This window comes from Pseudoxanthomonas taiwanensis, assembly GCF_010093135.1.
Lineage (GTDB): Bacteria > Pseudomonadota > Gammaproteobacteria > Xanthomonadales > Xanthomonadaceae > Pseudoxanthomonas > Pseudoxanthomonas taiwanensis.
In genome coordinates this window covers 63,774-76,801 of record NZ_PDWK01000004.1, presented here as the reverse complement: position 1 = coordinate 76,801, position 13,028 = coordinate 63,774, and the positions used below count along the sequence as shown (strand labels likewise).

Here is a 13,028-nt window from a genome sequence, read left to right as displayed (position 1 = left end):
TGCACGAAGCCATTGAGCCGCCGGGGTTCCTCGCGCTCGGCCATGGCCTGCATGATCTTGTGCTTCATCCGCCAGGCGGTCTTGTAGTTGACTCCCAGGTGGCGCATCAGCTCCAGCGCGGCGAGGTTGGTCTTGGTCGCGGTCAGCAGGTGCAGGGCCAGCAGCCAGGTGCGCAGCGGCAGCTTGGTGCCCTCGAACATCGTGCCGGCGGTCAGCGTGGTCTGGTGCCGGCAGGCGCGGCACTGGTAGTAGACCGTCGTCCCGCGCCGAAACCGCGAGCGGGCCCGTCCAGTGCAGGCCGGGCAGCGGAAGCCTTGCGGCCAACGCCACTGGTACAGGGCACGGTAGCACTTGGCCTCGGTGCCGTAGCGGGCGATGAACTCGGCCATGGACAGGCCAGCCTGGAACTGCACGGAATTGATGCTCATGACGCCACCTCGTCGCCTTCAGGTGGCCGTATGCTCGGCGGTGGGCGACGCACATCCTGCGACTGGCGGCTGAGGGTCGGGGCTAATCAGGAAACGAAACGCCCGCCGGTGAGGGCGGGCGTCGCGTCGGTCGCGGTGGCGCCGGGAGGCGTCAGTCTTCCTCGCCGGCGATCAGCTCGGCATAGTCGTCCGGCGAGAGCAGCTCGGCCAGCTGATCCGGGTCGCTCATCTCCACCACGAACAGCCAGCCTTCGCCGTAGGCGTCCTCGTTGATGGTCTCCGGTTTGTCGGCCAGGTCGGTGTTGACCTCGACGATGGTGCCGCTGACCGGGCTGTAGACGTCGGAGGCGGCCTTCACCGACTCCACCACCGCCACGGCCGCGCCGGCCTCGACGGTGTCGCCGACGTTCGGCAGTTCGACGTAGACCAGATCACCCAGCAGGCCCTGCGCATGGTCGGAAATGCCGACGGTGACGCGGCCGTTGCCTTCGAGACGGGCCCACTCGTGGGACTTGAGGAACTTGAGGTCGCCGGGGATCTCGCTGCTCATGACTGCTCCGCTGCTGCGGTCTGGACGGGCCGGTAGTGTAACGGACGCGGTCGCGCCGCCGTAAGCGACGCGGCGCGGGTTCAGGCCAGCACGCCCGGCTGGGCCTTGCCCTCGCGCACGAACGGAATCTTCACCACCCGCACCGGCATCTGGCGGCCACGGATGTCCACCTTCACCTGGCCCGGCTCGCCGGCCGGCACCCGCGCCAGGGCGATGGCCTTGCCCAGGGTCGGGGAGAAGGTGCCGGAGAGGATCTCGCCCTCGCCGCCGGCGGCCAGCACCTTCTGGCCGTGGCGGAGCACGCCCTTCTCGTCCATCACCAGGCCGATCATCTGCCGGGGCACGCCGGCGGCCTGCTGCGCCTCCAGGGCGGCGCGGCCGATGAAGTCGCGGCCCTCGTCCAGGGCGACGGTCCAGCCCAGGCCCGACTCCCACGGCGTGGTGGTCTCGTCCATGTCCTGGCCGTACAGGTTCATGCCCGCCTCCAGGCGCAGGGTGTCGCGCGCACCCAGGCCGGCCGGCTTCACCCCCGCTTCCAGCAGGGCGTTCCAGAACGCCACCGCGGCACCTTCCGGCAGCGCCACCTCGAAGCCGTCCTCGCCGGTGTAGCCGGTGCGGGCCAGGAACAGCGGCGTGCCGTCGGCGGCCTGCACCTCGATGGCGGCGAAGCGCCCCAGCCTGCCAGCGACCTCGCGGTCGGCCTCGCGCAGCAACCCGATCACCCGCTCGCGCGCGTTCGGCCCCTGCACGGCGATCATGGCCAGGTCGGCGCGCTCGCTCACTTCCACATCAAAGGGCTGCGCCTGGGCACCGATCCACGCCAGGTCCTTGTCGCGGGTGGCGGCATTGACCACCAGGCGGAAGAACGCCTCGTCCATGCAGTAGGTGATCAGGTCGTCGATGACCCCGCCCTGCTCGTTGAGCATGCAGCTGTACAGCGCCTTGCCCGGCACCTTGAGCCTGTCCACCGAGTTGGCCAGCAGGCGGCGCAGGAACTTGCGCACGCGCGGGCCGCGCAGGTCGACCACGGTCATGTGGCTGACGTCGAACATGCCGGCGTCACGGCGCACCTGGTGATGCTCGTCGATCTGCGATCCGTAGTGGATCGGCATGTCCCAGCCACCGAAGTCGACCATCTTGGCGCCGAGGGCACGGTGGGTTTCGTTGAGGACGGTCTTGCGGGTCATGGCGTTCTCGGGGGTGGAAAGCCGCCATTATCCCCCACCGCCCGGGGCCGGCGCCCGGATCAGGCCGCGCGCAGGCTCCGGTACGCCGCCCGCCACACCCGCCAGGCCGAGGCCAGGAACACCGCCAGCAGCAGACCGGCGACCACCAGGCCCGGCCATGGGCGCCCGGTCAACCACACCGCGGCGCTGGCGGCCAGCACCGCCAGGCCGTCGGCGATGTCGTTGCGCGCGCACTCGTAGGCCGAGGCCAGGTTGACGTCGCCCGCGCGCCAGGGCCGCAGCAGCCACAGGCAGGCCAGGTTGGCGGCCAGGTTCGCCGCACCGGCCCAGCCCATCGCGCCGAACAGCGGCATGGCCGGGTCCACGAACAGGCGCCAGGCGATCGCCGCGGCCACCGCCAGCGCCGCGGCCAGGATCAGCGCGGCCTTGAACATCGCCACCCGCGCCTTGGCCCGTGCCGGGGCACCGACCACCGCCAGGCTGAGCGCATAGGTCAGGGCGTCGCCGAGGTTGTCCAGGGCGCCGGACAGCAGCGCGCTGGAGCGGCCGTGCAGGGCCGCGCCCAGCATCAACAGGAAGGTGGCGGCGTTGACCGCCAGGACGATGCGCAGCACCCGGCGCTGCCGCGCGTGCAGGCGCGCCGCCTCCACCCCGCAGCCGCAGCAGCCTGCCATCCGGGCCTCCCGGGCCGGCCGCCGTGGCGGCTCACTCGGCCTGCACCTTCAGCACGACGCCCTCCACCGCCACCACCCGCACGCGGGTGCCGGCCGGAAGGTCGGGGCCCTCGGCGATCCAGGACGAGTCGCCTATGCGCACGCGGCCGCGCCCGCCGACGATGGCCTGGTCGAGGGTCAGGACCATGCCGATGTTCTGCTCGGCGCGGCGGTTGAGCAGCGGCCGGTCGCTGGGCCGCTCCGCGCGCCTGAACCACTTCCGGTACACCTGGACGGACACGAAGCTGAGCACGACGAAGGCCGCCACCTGCGCCAGCAGCGGGATCCCCGGCGCCACCAGCACCAGCAGGAACACCGCCGCCGCGGCGAAGCCCATCCACAACAGGAAGGCCCCGGGGACCACGGTCTCGGCAGCCATCAGCAGCAGCGCCACCGCCGCCCAGGTCACGACGTCCCAGCGCATGGCCTCACTCCCCCGGCCGCGGCGACTGCGGGCGGCGTGGTGCGACCTCGGGCGCCTGTCCAAGGGCCTGGCGGGCCAGTTCGGCGATGCCGCCGATGGAGCCGATCATGCCGCTGGCCTCCATCGGCATCAGAACGAACTTCTGGTTCGGCGCGGTGGCCAGCTCCCTGAACGCCTCCACGTACTTCTGCGCCACGAAGTAGTTGATGGCCTGCACGTCGCCCTGGGCGATGGCTTCGGACACCATCCGGGTGGCCTTGGCCTCCGCCTCGGCCAGGCGCTCGCGCGCCTCGGCCTCGCGGAAGGCGGCCTCGCGCCCGCCCTCGGCCTTGAGGATGGCGGCCTGCTTCTCGCCCTCGGCGCGCAGGATCTCGGCCTGGCGCAGGCCCTCGGCCTCGAGGATCTGCGCACGCTTGTCGCGCTCGGCCTTCATCTGCCGCGCCATCGCGTCCACCAGGTCGCGCGGCGGCTGGATGTCGCGGATCTCGATGCGGGTGACCTTCACGCCCCAGGGGTTGGTGGCGTGGTCCACCACGCCCAGCAGCTGCGCATTGATCGCCTCGCGCTGGCTCAGCGACTCGTCCAGGTCCATCGAGCCGATCACGGTGCGGATGTTGGTCTGCACCAGGGCGATCATCGCCACCTCGAGGTTGGCCACCTCGTAGGCCGCCCTGGCCGGGTCCAGCACCTGGAAGAACACCACGCCGTCCACCTTCACCACGGCGTTGTCCTTGGTGATCACGTCCTGGCTGGGCACGTCCAGGACCTGCTCCATCATGTTGACCTTGCGGCCGACGCTGTAGACCACCGGGACGAGGAAGTGCAGGCCGGGCGTGAGGGTGTGGGTGTACTTGCCGAACCGCTCCACGGTCCACTCATAGCCCTGCGGCACCATCCGCACGGTCTTGGCCAGCAGTATCACGCCTGCCACGAGCAGGACCACCGCCAGGAAACCGGACGAGAACATGGACTCCCCTCCTGCTGACTTGGCCGGGCGTATGGCCCGGTCGACCGGTCCAGTATAGGGCCGGCCCCGCCCGCGCACCGCGGGCGGGAGGCTGCGACGCTTTCGCCGGCTCCGGCATCCAGAAGGGCGTATGAGCGCACCCACATCCCCGTTCGCCCCGGCCAGCTGCCTGGCCTTCGCACCGGCGGTTCCCGCGGCCGACGCGCGCGGCGGCGCCGCGCCGCGCTCGGCGTTCGCCATCGAGGTGCCGGACACGCTGCTGGCCCGTGCGCGCCGGGGCGAGGCGGCGGCGTTCGAGCAGCTGTACCGCTGGTTCGAGCGCCCGGTGTACACGCTGGCCCTGCGCCTGTGCGGCGACCCGGAGGAGGCCGCCGAGGCGCTGCAGGAAACCATGCTCAAGCTGCTGCGGCGCGTGGGCGAGTACCGCGGCCAGGGCCCCTTCTGGGGCTGGCTGCGGCAGATCGCCATCAACGAGGCGCTGCTGCGGCTGCGCCGCAACCGGCGCCTGGACGAGGCCCTGCCGCTGGACGGGCACGACTTCGAGGACGAAGCCCCGCCTCCGCCGGCCGCGGCCGACGCCGCCGCCCTGCAGCGCGCGCTGGCGCGGCTGCCGGCGGCCACCCGCAGCGTGCTCTGGCTGTACCACGCCGAGGGCTACACCCACGAGGAGATCGCCGGACTGATGCAGCGCACCCCTAGCTTTTCCAAATCGCAGCTGTCGCGCGGCACGCGCCGGCTGCGCGCGCTGCTCCAGGTCGAGGAGTCCCGCCATGAATGACACTCCCGCTTCCCCGCGCACGCCGGCCGGCTGGCACGAGGCCTTCGCGGCCCTGCCGCAGGAGGCGCCGCCGTCGGACCTGTGGCCGCAGCTGGCCGCGCGCCTGCAGGCGCCGCGTCCGCGCCGGCACGTCCCGGCGTGGGCGCTGGCCGCGGCGGTGGCCGCGCTGGCCGCCGCGCCGGCGCTGTGGTGGTTGCGCCCGGCCCCGTCCACGCCGCCGTCCGCCGCCATGTCCGCGCCGATGGTGGCCGGCACCGCCGGCGCCACGCCGGCCGAAGCCGGCCCGCTGCCGGTTCCGGCTCCGGCGGATGCACCGCTGCTGGCCGCGGTGGCCGTACCGGAACCGGAACCGGCGGCCACGCCGGCACCCGCGGCGGACACGCCCGCACCGCGCCGTGCCGACACCACCGGCGCCGATGCCACCCTGCAGCGGCTGTACGCCGAATCGGCGCGCCTGGAAGCGCTGCTGGCGCACCTGTCCGACGGCTTCGAACCGGCCGAGGGCGTGCAGGTGGCGCTGAGCGCGTCGCTGCGCGGCCGCCTGGCCGGGATCGACGCGGCGCTGGCCGATGCCCCGCTGGACGAGCGCGAACGCGCCGGGCTGTGGCACGCGCGGGTGGACGCGTTGCGCCAGCTGACCAGCCTCGCCGCCGACCAGCGCCTCCACGCGCTCTACGGCACCTCCGCCGGCGGCTACGCGCTGGTGGAGGTGTACTGAACCGAACCGCCTGCACCGGAGATTGCCGATGAAACCGAACCCCAACCGCCACCTCCGCCTGTTGCCGCTGGCCCTGGTCCTGGCCATGGCGCTGCCGGCCCACGCCGCCGGCGCGGACAGCCGCGACAGGGACCCGGAGCAGGTGCGCGCCGAGCTGGAGCAGGCCCGCGCCGAACTGCAGGCAGCCGCGCGCCGCGTGGCCGAGCTGTCACGCGAACTCGGCACCCGCCAGGCGCTGGTCTCGATCGGCGACACCCGGCCGCGCCTGGGCATCCTGCTGGGCGAGGACGAGGAAGGCGGCGTGCGCATCGCCGGCGTCACGCCCGGCAGCGGCGCAGACCAGGCCGGACTGCGCGCCGGCGACCGCCTGCTGCGCATCGGTGGCAGGCCCATCGCCGGCGACAGCGGCGCGCGCCGGGTGGAAAACGCGCGCGCGGCGCTGGCCAGGCTGGAGGCGGGCAAGCCGGTGCGCCTGGCGTTCCAGCGCGGCGGCCGCGTGCAGGAGGTGGACGTCATGCCCGGTACCGCCAGCCCCCTCGCCTTCGTCCGCACGCTGGGCACGGACGGCGGCCTGGCCACAGTGCTGGAAGGCCGGGACCTGGCCGCGCTGAAGGAACTGGGCGAACTGGGACAGCGCATCCGCAGCGAGGTGGCGCACCTGACCCGCTGCGACGAGGACGGCTGCGAGGCGCCGCTGGTGTCCGAGGCGTTGCGCTGGAAAGGCCTGAACCTGGCGACGCTGGATCCGCAGCTGGGCCGCTACTTCGGCACCGACCGCGGCGTGCTGGTGCTGTCGCAGGGGACGCTGCCGGGCCTGCAGGCCGGCGACGTGATCCAGAAGGTGGACGGCAAGGACGTGGCCTCGCCGCGCGAGGCGCTGCGGGCGATGTCCGCGCGGCCGCCGGGCGGATCGGTGCGGGTCACCGTGCTGCGCGACCGCGCCGCGCGCGAGGTGCAGGTGACCGTGCCGCAGCCGATGCGTTCGCTGGAGTTCCTGCGCGTGCCGCGGCCGCCGGCCCCGCCCGCGCCGCCTGCACCCGCGGCTCCGGAACCGCCGGAACCGCCGGAACCGCCGCCGGCTCCGCCGGCGCCACCCGCCCTTGCCCTGCTTTGACCCCGTGAGGTGACGCGGCTCCCGCCGGAGTCCGCCTGCTCCCCGCCGGACGCGGGGAGTCTTTTTGTTTGCGGGCCGGACGGCGGCCGCCCTACTTGGTCAGGATCAGCTTGTCGTTGCTGGTGTGGCGCAGGCGGTAGAGCCTGTCGCCATGCCGGATCAGGACTTCCCGGCGACCCTGCAGCAGCTGCTCGCTGCTGAGGGCGGCCTGTCCGGCGGCGGCCGGGGCCGACGCCGTGTGCCTGGTGGCGGGACCGGGCGGAGTCGGGCTGTGCGCGTTCATCGTGGTCTCCTCGGCAGAGGCCATTGATGATAATTATTCTCATTATCAGGTCAAGCGACCGGCGCCACGGCCGCCATCCTCAAAGGGCGGTGGCCGCCTCCAGCCGCGCCCACACCGGATCGTCGTGGCGCGCGGCCACCTCCAGCGCGGTGAGGTTCTCGCGCAGCTGTGCCACGCTGCTGGCGCCGAGGATCACGCTGCTGACGTGCGGGTTGCGCAGGCACCAGGCGATGGCCAGCGGCGCCGGCTTCTCGCCCAGCTCGGCGGCGACCTCGGCGAACCGGCGCGCGCGCTCCAGGCGGCGCTCGCGCGGATCGCCCACCACCATGCGCTGCAGCCATTCGTTGCCCGGCTCGCCCAGCCGCCCCGCCTGCACGCCGGCGGCGTACTTGCCGGTCAGCAGGCCGGAGGCCAGCGGCGACCACACCGTGGTGCCCAGGCCCAGCTCCGCGTACAGCGGCGCGTACTCCAGCTCCACGCGCTGGCGGTGCAGCAGGTTGTACTGCGGCTGCTCCATCACCGGCGCGGCCATGTGCTGTGCCCGGGCGATGCGCGCGGCCTCGCGGATCAACGCCTCCGGCCATTCCGAGGTGCCCCAGTACAGCACCTTGCCCTGGCGCACCAGCATGTCCATCGCCGCCACCGTCTCCTCCACCGGCGTGTCCGGGTCCGGACGGTGGCAGAAGTACAGGTCCAGGTAGTCCACGCGCAGGCGCCTGAGCGCGGCGTGGCAGGCGTCGACCACGTGCTTGCGCGACAGGCCGCGCTGGGTCGGGCGCGGCGATTCGGCCGCGCCGAAGAACACCTTGCTGGACATGCAGAAGCCGTCGCGCGGCAGGCGCAGGTCGGCGATCACGTCGCCCATGACCCGTTCAGCCTCGCCGTTGGCATAGGCTTCGGCGTTGTCGAAGAAGTTGATGCCGCGGTCCCAGGCTTCGGCGACCAGTTCGCGCGCCTGGCTGCGGCCGAACTGGCGGCCGAAGGTCATCCAGGCGCCCAGCGACAGCACGGACAGCTGCAGGCCGGTGGCGCCGAGTCGGCGGTACTGCATGGTCGGATCTCCGCAACGTGACCGGGGCAGTTTAAGGCCAGCGGCGGCCGCTGCCGGCCCTGCCAGCGGACGCGCCCCGCCGCGCCCCTGCGGACCGGCGGCGAGGCGTCTTCATCGCCGACCTGCTACGCTTTCGCAATTCCTTAACATGATGGGGATCCCATGATCGAGGCTCTGGGCCGGGTCGGCTTCGGCCTGTTCGGGCTGGCCGTACTGATCGGCATCGTCTGGCTGTTCTCGAACAACCGCCGGGCAGTGGACTGGAAGCTGGTGGGCACGGGCGTGGTGCTGCAGATCGCCTTCGCCGCGCTGGTCCTGCTGGTGCCGGGCGGGCGCGAGGCCTTCGACGCGCTGGGCCACGGCTTCGTCCGCATCCTGAGCTTCGTCAACGAGGGTTCCAGCTTCATCTTCGGCGGGCTGATGGACACCGAGCGCTACGGGTTCATCTTCGCCTTCCAGGTGCTGCCCACCATCATCTTCTTCGCCTCGCTGATGGGCGTGCTCTACCACCTGGGCATCATGCAGGCGGTGGTGCGGGCCATGGCCTGGGCCATCACCAAGGTGATGAAGGTGTCCGGCGCCGAGACCACCAGCGTCTGCGCCAGCGTGTTCATCGGCCAGACCGAGGCGCCGCTGACCGTGCGCCCGTACATCCCGACGATGACCCAGTCCGAGCTGCTGACCATGATGATCGGCGGCATGGCCCACATCGCCGGCGGCGTGCTGGCCGCCTACGTGGGCATGCTCGGCGGCGGCGACCCGGAGCAGCAGGCCTTCTACGCCAAGCACCTGCTGGCCGCCAGCATCATGGCCGCGCCGGCCACGCTGGTGATCGCCAAGATCCTGGTGCCCGAGACCGGCGAGCCGCTGACCCGCGGCACCGTGCGCATGGAAGTGGAGAAGACCACCGCCAACGTCATCGACGCGGCCGCCGCCGGCGCCGGCGACGGCCTGCGCCTGGCGCTGAACATCGGCGCCATGCTGCTGGCCTTCATCGCCCTGATCGCGCTGATCAACTGGCCGCTGACCTGGATCGGCGAAGTCACCGGCCTGCAGTCGCTGCTGGGCCGCCCGACCGACCTGGCCACCCTGATCGGCTACGTGCTGGCGCCCATCGCCTGGGTGATCGGCGTGCCGTGGCAGGACGCCACCACGGTCGGCTCGCTGATCGGCCAGAAGGTGGTGATCAACGAGTTCGTGGCCTACCTGCAGCTGGCCGACATCGTCAACGGCCGCGCCCCGGGCGTGGTGCTGGGCGAGGAGGCGCGCCTGATCGCGACCTACGCGCTGTGCGGCTTCGCCAACTTCAGCTCGATCGCCATCCAGATCGGCGGCATCGGCGGCCTGGCCCCGGAGCGCCGCCAGGACCTGGCCCGCTTCGGCCTGCGTGCCGTGCTCGGCGGCAGCATCGCCACTCTGATGACCGCGACCATCGCCGGCGTGCTCTCGCACTTCGGCTGACGGCCCGGCCCGGATCCCGACGCGGGCGGGCCCACGGCCCGCCCCGCTTCCCTACGACCGCAGGTACCACCGCATGAACTCCGTCATCGTCGTCGGTTCCTTCAACGTCGACCACGTCTGGCGCTGCGCCGATCTGCCGGCGGTCGGCGCCACCATCGCCGGCCAGTACGCCACCGGGCCGGGCGGCAAGGGCTTCAACCAGGCGGTGGCCGCCGCCCGCGCCGGCGCGCGCACCGCCTTCGTGTGCGCGCTGGGCGACGATGCCGGCGGGCGCCTGGCCCGCGAACCGGCCGCGGCCGACGGCATCGACCTGCGCGCCGAGGCCAGCGGGCAGCCCACCGGCACCGCCGGCATCTACGTGGACGCGCGCGGGCGCAACACCATCGTCATCGGCGCCGGCGCCAACGGCACCCTCGGTGCCGCGCACGTCACCGCCGCCCCGGAGCTGCTGCGCGGCGCGCGGGTGGTGCTGGCGCAGCTGGAGTCGCCGCCGGCGGCGGTGGAGGCGGCGCTGGCCGCCGCGCGCGAGGCCGGCGCGACCGCGATGCTCAACCCGGCCCCGGCCAACGCTCCGACCAGCGCCGGCCTGCTGCGCCTGGCCGACATCGTCACCCCCAACGAGACCGAGTTCGCCGCCCTGCTCTCGCGCCACGTCGGCGAGCGGGTGGAGCCGGAGGCGGTGGCCGCACTGGACGGCGCCAGCCTGCACGCGGCCTGCCGCAAGCTGTTGCCGCACGGCACGGTGGTGGTCACCCTCGGTGCGGTCGGCGCCTTCGTCTCGCACGCGGAGGAGGATCTGCGCGGCGACGCCCAGACCTACTACCGGGTGGCGGCCGAGAGCGTGAGCGCCAGCGACACCACCGGTGCCGGCGATGCCTTCAACGGCGCCCTGGCCGCCGCGCTGGCGCGCGCGCCGGAACAGCCGTTCGCCACGCACGTGCGCTACGCCAACCGCTTCGCCGCGCTGTCCACCGAGCGTCCGGGCGCCGCGCCGGCGATGCCGCGCCACGACGAGGTGATGGCCCGCTTCGGGGCCTGAGCGGAGGCCGCGCGTGCGCATCGGCCCGTACAGCATCGAGCCGCGCGTGGTCCTGGCGCCCATGGCCGGGGTCACCGACAAGCCGTTCCGGCTGCTGTGCAAGCGCCTGGGCGCGGGCCTGGCGGTGTCGGAGATGACCATCTCCGACCCGCGCTTCTGGAACACCCCCAAGTCGGTGCACCGCATGGACCACGCCGGCGAGCCGGAGCCGGTGAGCGTGCAGATCGCCGGCACCGAGCCGGCGCAGCTGGCCGCCGCCGCGCGCCACAACGTCGAGCACGGCGCGCAGATCATCGACATCAACATGGGCTGCCCGGCCAAGAAGGTGTGCAACGCCTGGGCCGGCTCGGCGCTGATGCGCGACGAGGCGCTGGTCGGGCGCATCCTCGAGGCGGTGGTCGCCGCGGTGGACGTGCCGGTGACGCTGAAGATCCGCACCGGCTGGGACGCGGCCCACCGCAACGCTCCTGCGATCGCGCGCATCGCCGAGGCCGCCGGCATCCAGGCCCTGGCCGTGCACGGCCGCACCCGCGACCAGCTCTACACCGGCCAGGCCGAGTACGAGACCATCGCCCGGATCAAGGCCGAGGTGCGCATCCCGGTCATCGCCAACGGCGACATCGACTCCCCACGCAAGGCCGCGCAGGTGCTGGCGCAGACCGGCGCGGACGCGGTGATGGTCGGCCGCGCCGCCCAGGGCCGGCCGTGGATCTTCCGCGAGATCGCCCACTACCTGGCCACCGGCCAGGAACTGCCGCCGCCCTCCCTGGCCGAGGTGCGCGACCTGCTGCTGGACCACCTGCGCGCCCTGTACGCCTTCTACGGCGAGGAGCGCGGCGTGCGCATCGCGCGCAAGCACCTGGGCTGGTACGCCAGGGACCGTCCGGAGAACGCGGCCTTCCGCGCCGTGGTCAACCGCGCGGAAGACGCCGGGGCGCAGCTGCGCCTGACCGCCCACTACTTTGACGCCCTGGCCTCCGGGGTGCCGCCGGAGCTGCCGGCCGCGGCCTGAGCCGGCCGGCGTGTAATCGCGCCGCGCGTTTCCTGTACTGCCCGTTGCCGGGACCGTTCCGCCCCGCCTGCGTACAGGAGACCGCCATGAAACTCCGCACCGCCCTTGCCGTCGCCACCTTCGCCCTGGCCACGACGGCCGCCTTCCCCGCCCCCCCGCCGACGACCAGGCCGGCATCCGCGTCCTGGCCGAACAGTCCGGGCTGAGCGAGGACCAGGTCCGCATGGTCCTGCGCGGCCGCAGCTACCGCGACTACCGCCACCCGCAACGCTTCGACCGCGCCGAGCGGCGGCTGGTCGCGGCCATCGGCCGGGACGCGTACCGGCGCCTGACCGCGGGCGGGACCATCGTGTTGGAGCGGCAGGGACCGGACCAGGCCTACGCCTGCGTCGCCAGCCGGTACCGGGCCCGCTGACCGGATACACCTGCCGGGCGCCGCGCGACCGGCGCCCACGCGCTCTTTACGGCGTCCGCGATGCCATCTCTCCGGCGCGGGCGCCGGCCTTTCCCTCCGCACATGGACAAGCCGGCCAGGCCCGCGTCACATCCCGCCCGTTCGATCCGGGAGTTCGGCCACATGTTCCAGACCACGCGCTGGAGCCTGGTGCTGGAGACCAGGCAGAGCTCGGAAGCCGGCCGCCTGGCCCTGGAGGCGCTGTGCCGCGCCTACCGCTCGCCGGTGGTGGCCTACCTGCGCGCACGTGGCCTGCCCCCCAGCGACGCCGAGGACCTGGCCCAGTCGTTCTTCGAGCAGCTGCTCAGGCGCCGGCTGCACGCGACCGCCGACCCCGGACGCGGGCGCTTCCGCGCCTTCCTGCTCACCTCGCTGAAGCATTTCCTGGCCAACGAGCACCAGCGCGCGTGCGCGGCCCGGCGCGGCGGCAACGCGGCGCCCCTGCCGCTGGAGCCGGACTTCGAGGCGCCGGACCAGGCCGCGATGTCCCCCGACGCGGTGTTCGAGCGCGACTACGCGCTGACAGTGGTGGCGCGGGCCATGGACCGGCTGCGCGTGGAGGCGGAGCGGGCCGGGAAGTCGGCGCTGTTCGCACAGCTGGAACCGTTCCTGCTGGAACCGCCCGACCCCGCCGATTACGCCGCGCTGTGCGCGCACCTGGACATGCGCCGCAACACCCTGGCCGTCACCATCCACCGCCTGCGCAACCGCCTGCGCGAGACGGTCCGCGCCGAACTGAGGGAGACCGTGGACGACCCGGCCACGCTCGAGCACGAGGTGGAGGCCCTGGGCCGGGCCCTGGCCCGCCGGCCAGGTCCGGCCGCGGTCGCTTGAGGCCCGGACGGCGGC

16 protein-coding genes are annotated in these 13,028 nt (G+C 73.2%); 8 read left to right on the top strand and 8 right to left on the bottom strand.

Annotated features, from left to right (window positions below):
- From CR938_RS01810 to CR938_RS01785, 6 genes are all read right to left on the bottom strand, one after another.
- Nucleotides 1-428 (bottom strand): transposase (locus CR938_RS01810; protein ID WP_162123372.1); only part of this gene is annotated, 428 nt, incomplete at its 3' end.
- 151 nt (nt 429-579) lie between these two features.
- The gene (gcvH, locus tag CR938_RS01805; RefSeq protein ID WP_162123371.1) at nt 580-978 is read right to left on the bottom strand and encodes a glycine cleavage system protein GcvH; all 399 of its coding nucleotides are present in this window, start codon (nt 976-978) and stop codon (nt 580-582) included.
- 80 nt (nt 979-1,058) lie between these two features.
- On the bottom strand, nt 1,059-2,165 hold the full coding sequence (gcvT, locus tag CR938_RS01800; RefSeq protein ID WP_162123370.1) for a glycine cleavage system aminomethyltransferase GcvT: 1,107 nt from the start codon (nt 2,163-2,165) through the stop codon (nt 1,059-1,061).
- A gap of 59 nt (nt 2,166-2,224) precedes the next feature.
- Nucleotides 2,225-2,839, bottom strand: coding sequence for a cation transporter (locus CR938_RS01795; protein WP_162123369.1), 615 nt, complete (start codon nt 2,837-2,839; stop codon nt 2,225-2,227).
- Between the two features lie 31 nt (nt 2,840-2,870).
- Complete coding sequence (locus CR938_RS01790) at nt 2,871-3,302, bottom strand: NfeD family protein (RefSeq protein ID WP_162123368.1); 432 nt, start codon at nt 3,300-3,302, stop codon at nt 2,871-2,873.
- 4 nt (nt 3,303-3,306) lie between these two features.
- Nucleotides 3,307-4,269 (bottom strand): SPFH domain-containing protein, encoded by a 963-nt coding sequence (locus CR938_RS01785; RefSeq protein ID WP_162123367.1) that lies wholly within the window; start codon nt 4,267-4,269, stop codon nt 3,307-3,309.
- A gap of 130 nt (nt 4,270-4,399) precedes the next feature.
- On the opposite strand from CR938_RS01785, the gene CR938_RS01780 reads away from it, so the two are divergent.
- Genes CR938_RS01780 through CR938_RS01770 form a run of 3 tightly spaced genes read left to right on the top strand, consistent with a single transcriptional unit; the run spans nt 4,400 to nt 6,879 of the window.
- Complete coding sequence (locus CR938_RS01780) at nt 4,400-5,047, top strand: RNA polymerase sigma factor (protein ID WP_162123366.1); 648 nt, start codon at nt 4,400-4,402, stop codon at nt 5,045-5,047.
- Nucleotides 5,040-5,765: a hypothetical protein gene (locus tag CR938_RS01775; RefSeq protein WP_162123365.1), complete on the top strand. Its 726-nt coding sequence runs from the start codon at nt 5,040-5,042 to the stop codon at nt 5,763-5,765. Before CR938_RS01780 ends, CR938_RS01775 begins: the two co-directional genes overlap by 8 nt.
- A gap of 28 nt (nt 5,766-5,793) precedes the next feature.
- On the top strand, nt 5,794-6,879 hold the full coding sequence (locus tag CR938_RS01770) for a PDZ domain-containing protein (RefSeq protein WP_162123364.1): 1,086 nt from the start codon (nt 5,794-5,796) through the stop codon (nt 6,877-6,879).
- Between the two features lie 91 nt (nt 6,880-6,970).
- Here CR938_RS01770 and hemP read toward each other — a convergent pair whose 3' ends face one another.
- Both hemP and CR938_RS01760 read right to left on the bottom strand, forming a co-directional pair.
- Nucleotides 6,971-7,162, bottom strand: coding sequence for a hemin uptake protein HemP (hemP, locus tag CR938_RS14840; protein WP_162123363.1), 192 nt, complete (start codon nt 7,160-7,162; stop codon nt 6,971-6,973).
- A gap of 79 nt (nt 7,163-7,241) precedes the next feature.
- Entirely contained in the window at nt 7,242-8,213 is a 972-nt protein-coding gene (locus CR938_RS01760; protein WP_162123362.1) for an aldo/keto reductase, read from the bottom strand.
- A gap of 162 nt (nt 8,214-8,375) precedes the next feature.
- Between CR938_RS01760 and CR938_RS01755 the strand changes: the two genes are divergently transcribed.
- From CR938_RS01755 to CR938_RS01735, 5 genes are all read left to right on the top strand, one after another.
- The gene (locus CR938_RS01755; RefSeq protein ID WP_162123361.1) at nt 8,376-9,674 is read left to right on the top strand and encodes a NupC/NupG family nucleoside CNT transporter; all 1,299 of its coding nucleotides are present in this window, start codon (nt 8,376-8,378) and stop codon (nt 9,672-9,674) included.
- A gap of 73 nt (nt 9,675-9,747) precedes the next feature.
- Nucleotides 9,748-10,713 (top strand): ribokinase, encoded by a 966-nt coding sequence (locus CR938_RS01750; RefSeq protein ID WP_162123360.1) that lies wholly within the window; start codon nt 9,748-9,750, stop codon nt 10,711-10,713.
- 13 nt (nt 10,714-10,726) lie between these two features.
- Nucleotides 10,727-11,725, top strand: coding sequence for a tRNA dihydrouridine synthase DusB (dusB, locus tag CR938_RS01745; RefSeq protein ID WP_162123359.1), 999 nt, complete (start codon nt 10,727-10,729; stop codon nt 11,723-11,725).
- Between the two features lie 223 nt (nt 11,726-11,948).
- Complete coding sequence (locus tag CR938_RS01740; protein ID WP_162123358.1) at nt 11,949-12,140, top strand: hypothetical protein; 192 nt, start codon at nt 11,949-11,951, stop codon at nt 12,138-12,140.
- A 162-nt stretch (nt 12,141-12,302) separates the two neighbouring features.
- Nucleotides 12,303-13,013: an RNA polymerase sigma factor gene (locus tag CR938_RS01735; RefSeq protein WP_162123357.1), complete on the top strand. Its 711-nt coding sequence runs from the start codon at nt 12,303-12,305 to the stop codon at nt 13,011-13,013.
- The last annotated feature ends 15 nt before the right edge of the window (nt 13,014-13,028 follow it).

What these genes read in the sequence shown, in the direction of transcription:
- gcvH (WP_162123371.1), bottom strand. Translation starts at nt 978, where the DNA reads ATGAGCAGCGAGATCCCCGGCGACCTCAAGTTCCTCAAGTCCCACGAG.
- gcvT (WP_162123370.1), bottom strand. Translation starts at nt 2,165, where the DNA reads ATGACCCGCAAGACCGTCCTCAACGAAACCCACCGTGCCCTCGGCGCC.
- CR938_RS01795 (WP_162123369.1), bottom strand. Translation starts at nt 2,839, where the DNA reads ATGGCAGGCTGCTGCGGCTGCGGGGTGGAGGCGGCGCGCCTGCACGCG.
- CR938_RS01790 (WP_162123368.1), bottom strand. Translation starts at nt 3,302, where the DNA reads ATGCGCTGGGACGTCGTGACCTGGGCGGCGGTGGCGCTGCTGCTGATG.
- CR938_RS01785 (WP_162123367.1), bottom strand. Translation starts at nt 4,269, where the DNA reads ATGTTCTCGTCCGGTTTCCTGGCGGTGGTCCTGCTCGTGGCAGGCGTG.
- CR938_RS01780 (WP_162123366.1), top strand. Translation starts at nt 4,400, where the DNA reads ATGAGCGCACCCACATCCCCGTTCGCCCCGGCCAGCTGCCTGGCCTTC.
- CR938_RS01775 (WP_162123365.1), top strand. Translation starts at nt 5,040, where the DNA reads ATGAATGACACTCCCGCTTCCCCGCGCACGCCGGCCGGCTGGCACGAG.
- CR938_RS01770 (WP_162123364.1), top strand. Translation starts at nt 5,794, where the DNA reads ATGAAACCGAACCCCAACCGCCACCTCCGCCTGTTGCCGCTGGCCCTG.
- hemP (WP_162123363.1), bottom strand. Translation starts at nt 7,162, where the DNA reads ATGAACGCGCACAGCCCGACTCCGCCCGGTCCCGCCACCAGGCACACG.
- CR938_RS01760 (WP_162123362.1), bottom strand. Translation starts at nt 8,213, where the DNA reads ATGCAGTACCGCCGACTCGGCGCCACCGGCCTGCAGCTGTCCGTGCTG.
- CR938_RS01755 (WP_162123361.1), top strand. Translation starts at nt 8,376, where the DNA reads ATGATCGAGGCTCTGGGCCGGGTCGGCTTCGGCCTGTTCGGGCTGGCC.
- CR938_RS01750 (WP_162123360.1), top strand. Translation starts at nt 9,748, where the DNA reads ATGAACTCCGTCATCGTCGTCGGTTCCTTCAACGTCGACCACGTCTGG.
- CR938_RS01740 (WP_162123358.1), top strand. Translation starts at nt 11,949, where the DNA reads ATGGTCCTGCGCGGCCGCAGCTACCGCGACTACCGCCACCCGCAACGC.
- CR938_RS01735 (WP_162123357.1), top strand. Translation starts at nt 12,303, where the DNA reads ATGTTCCAGACCACGCGCTGGAGCCTGGTGCTGGAGACCAGGCAGAGC.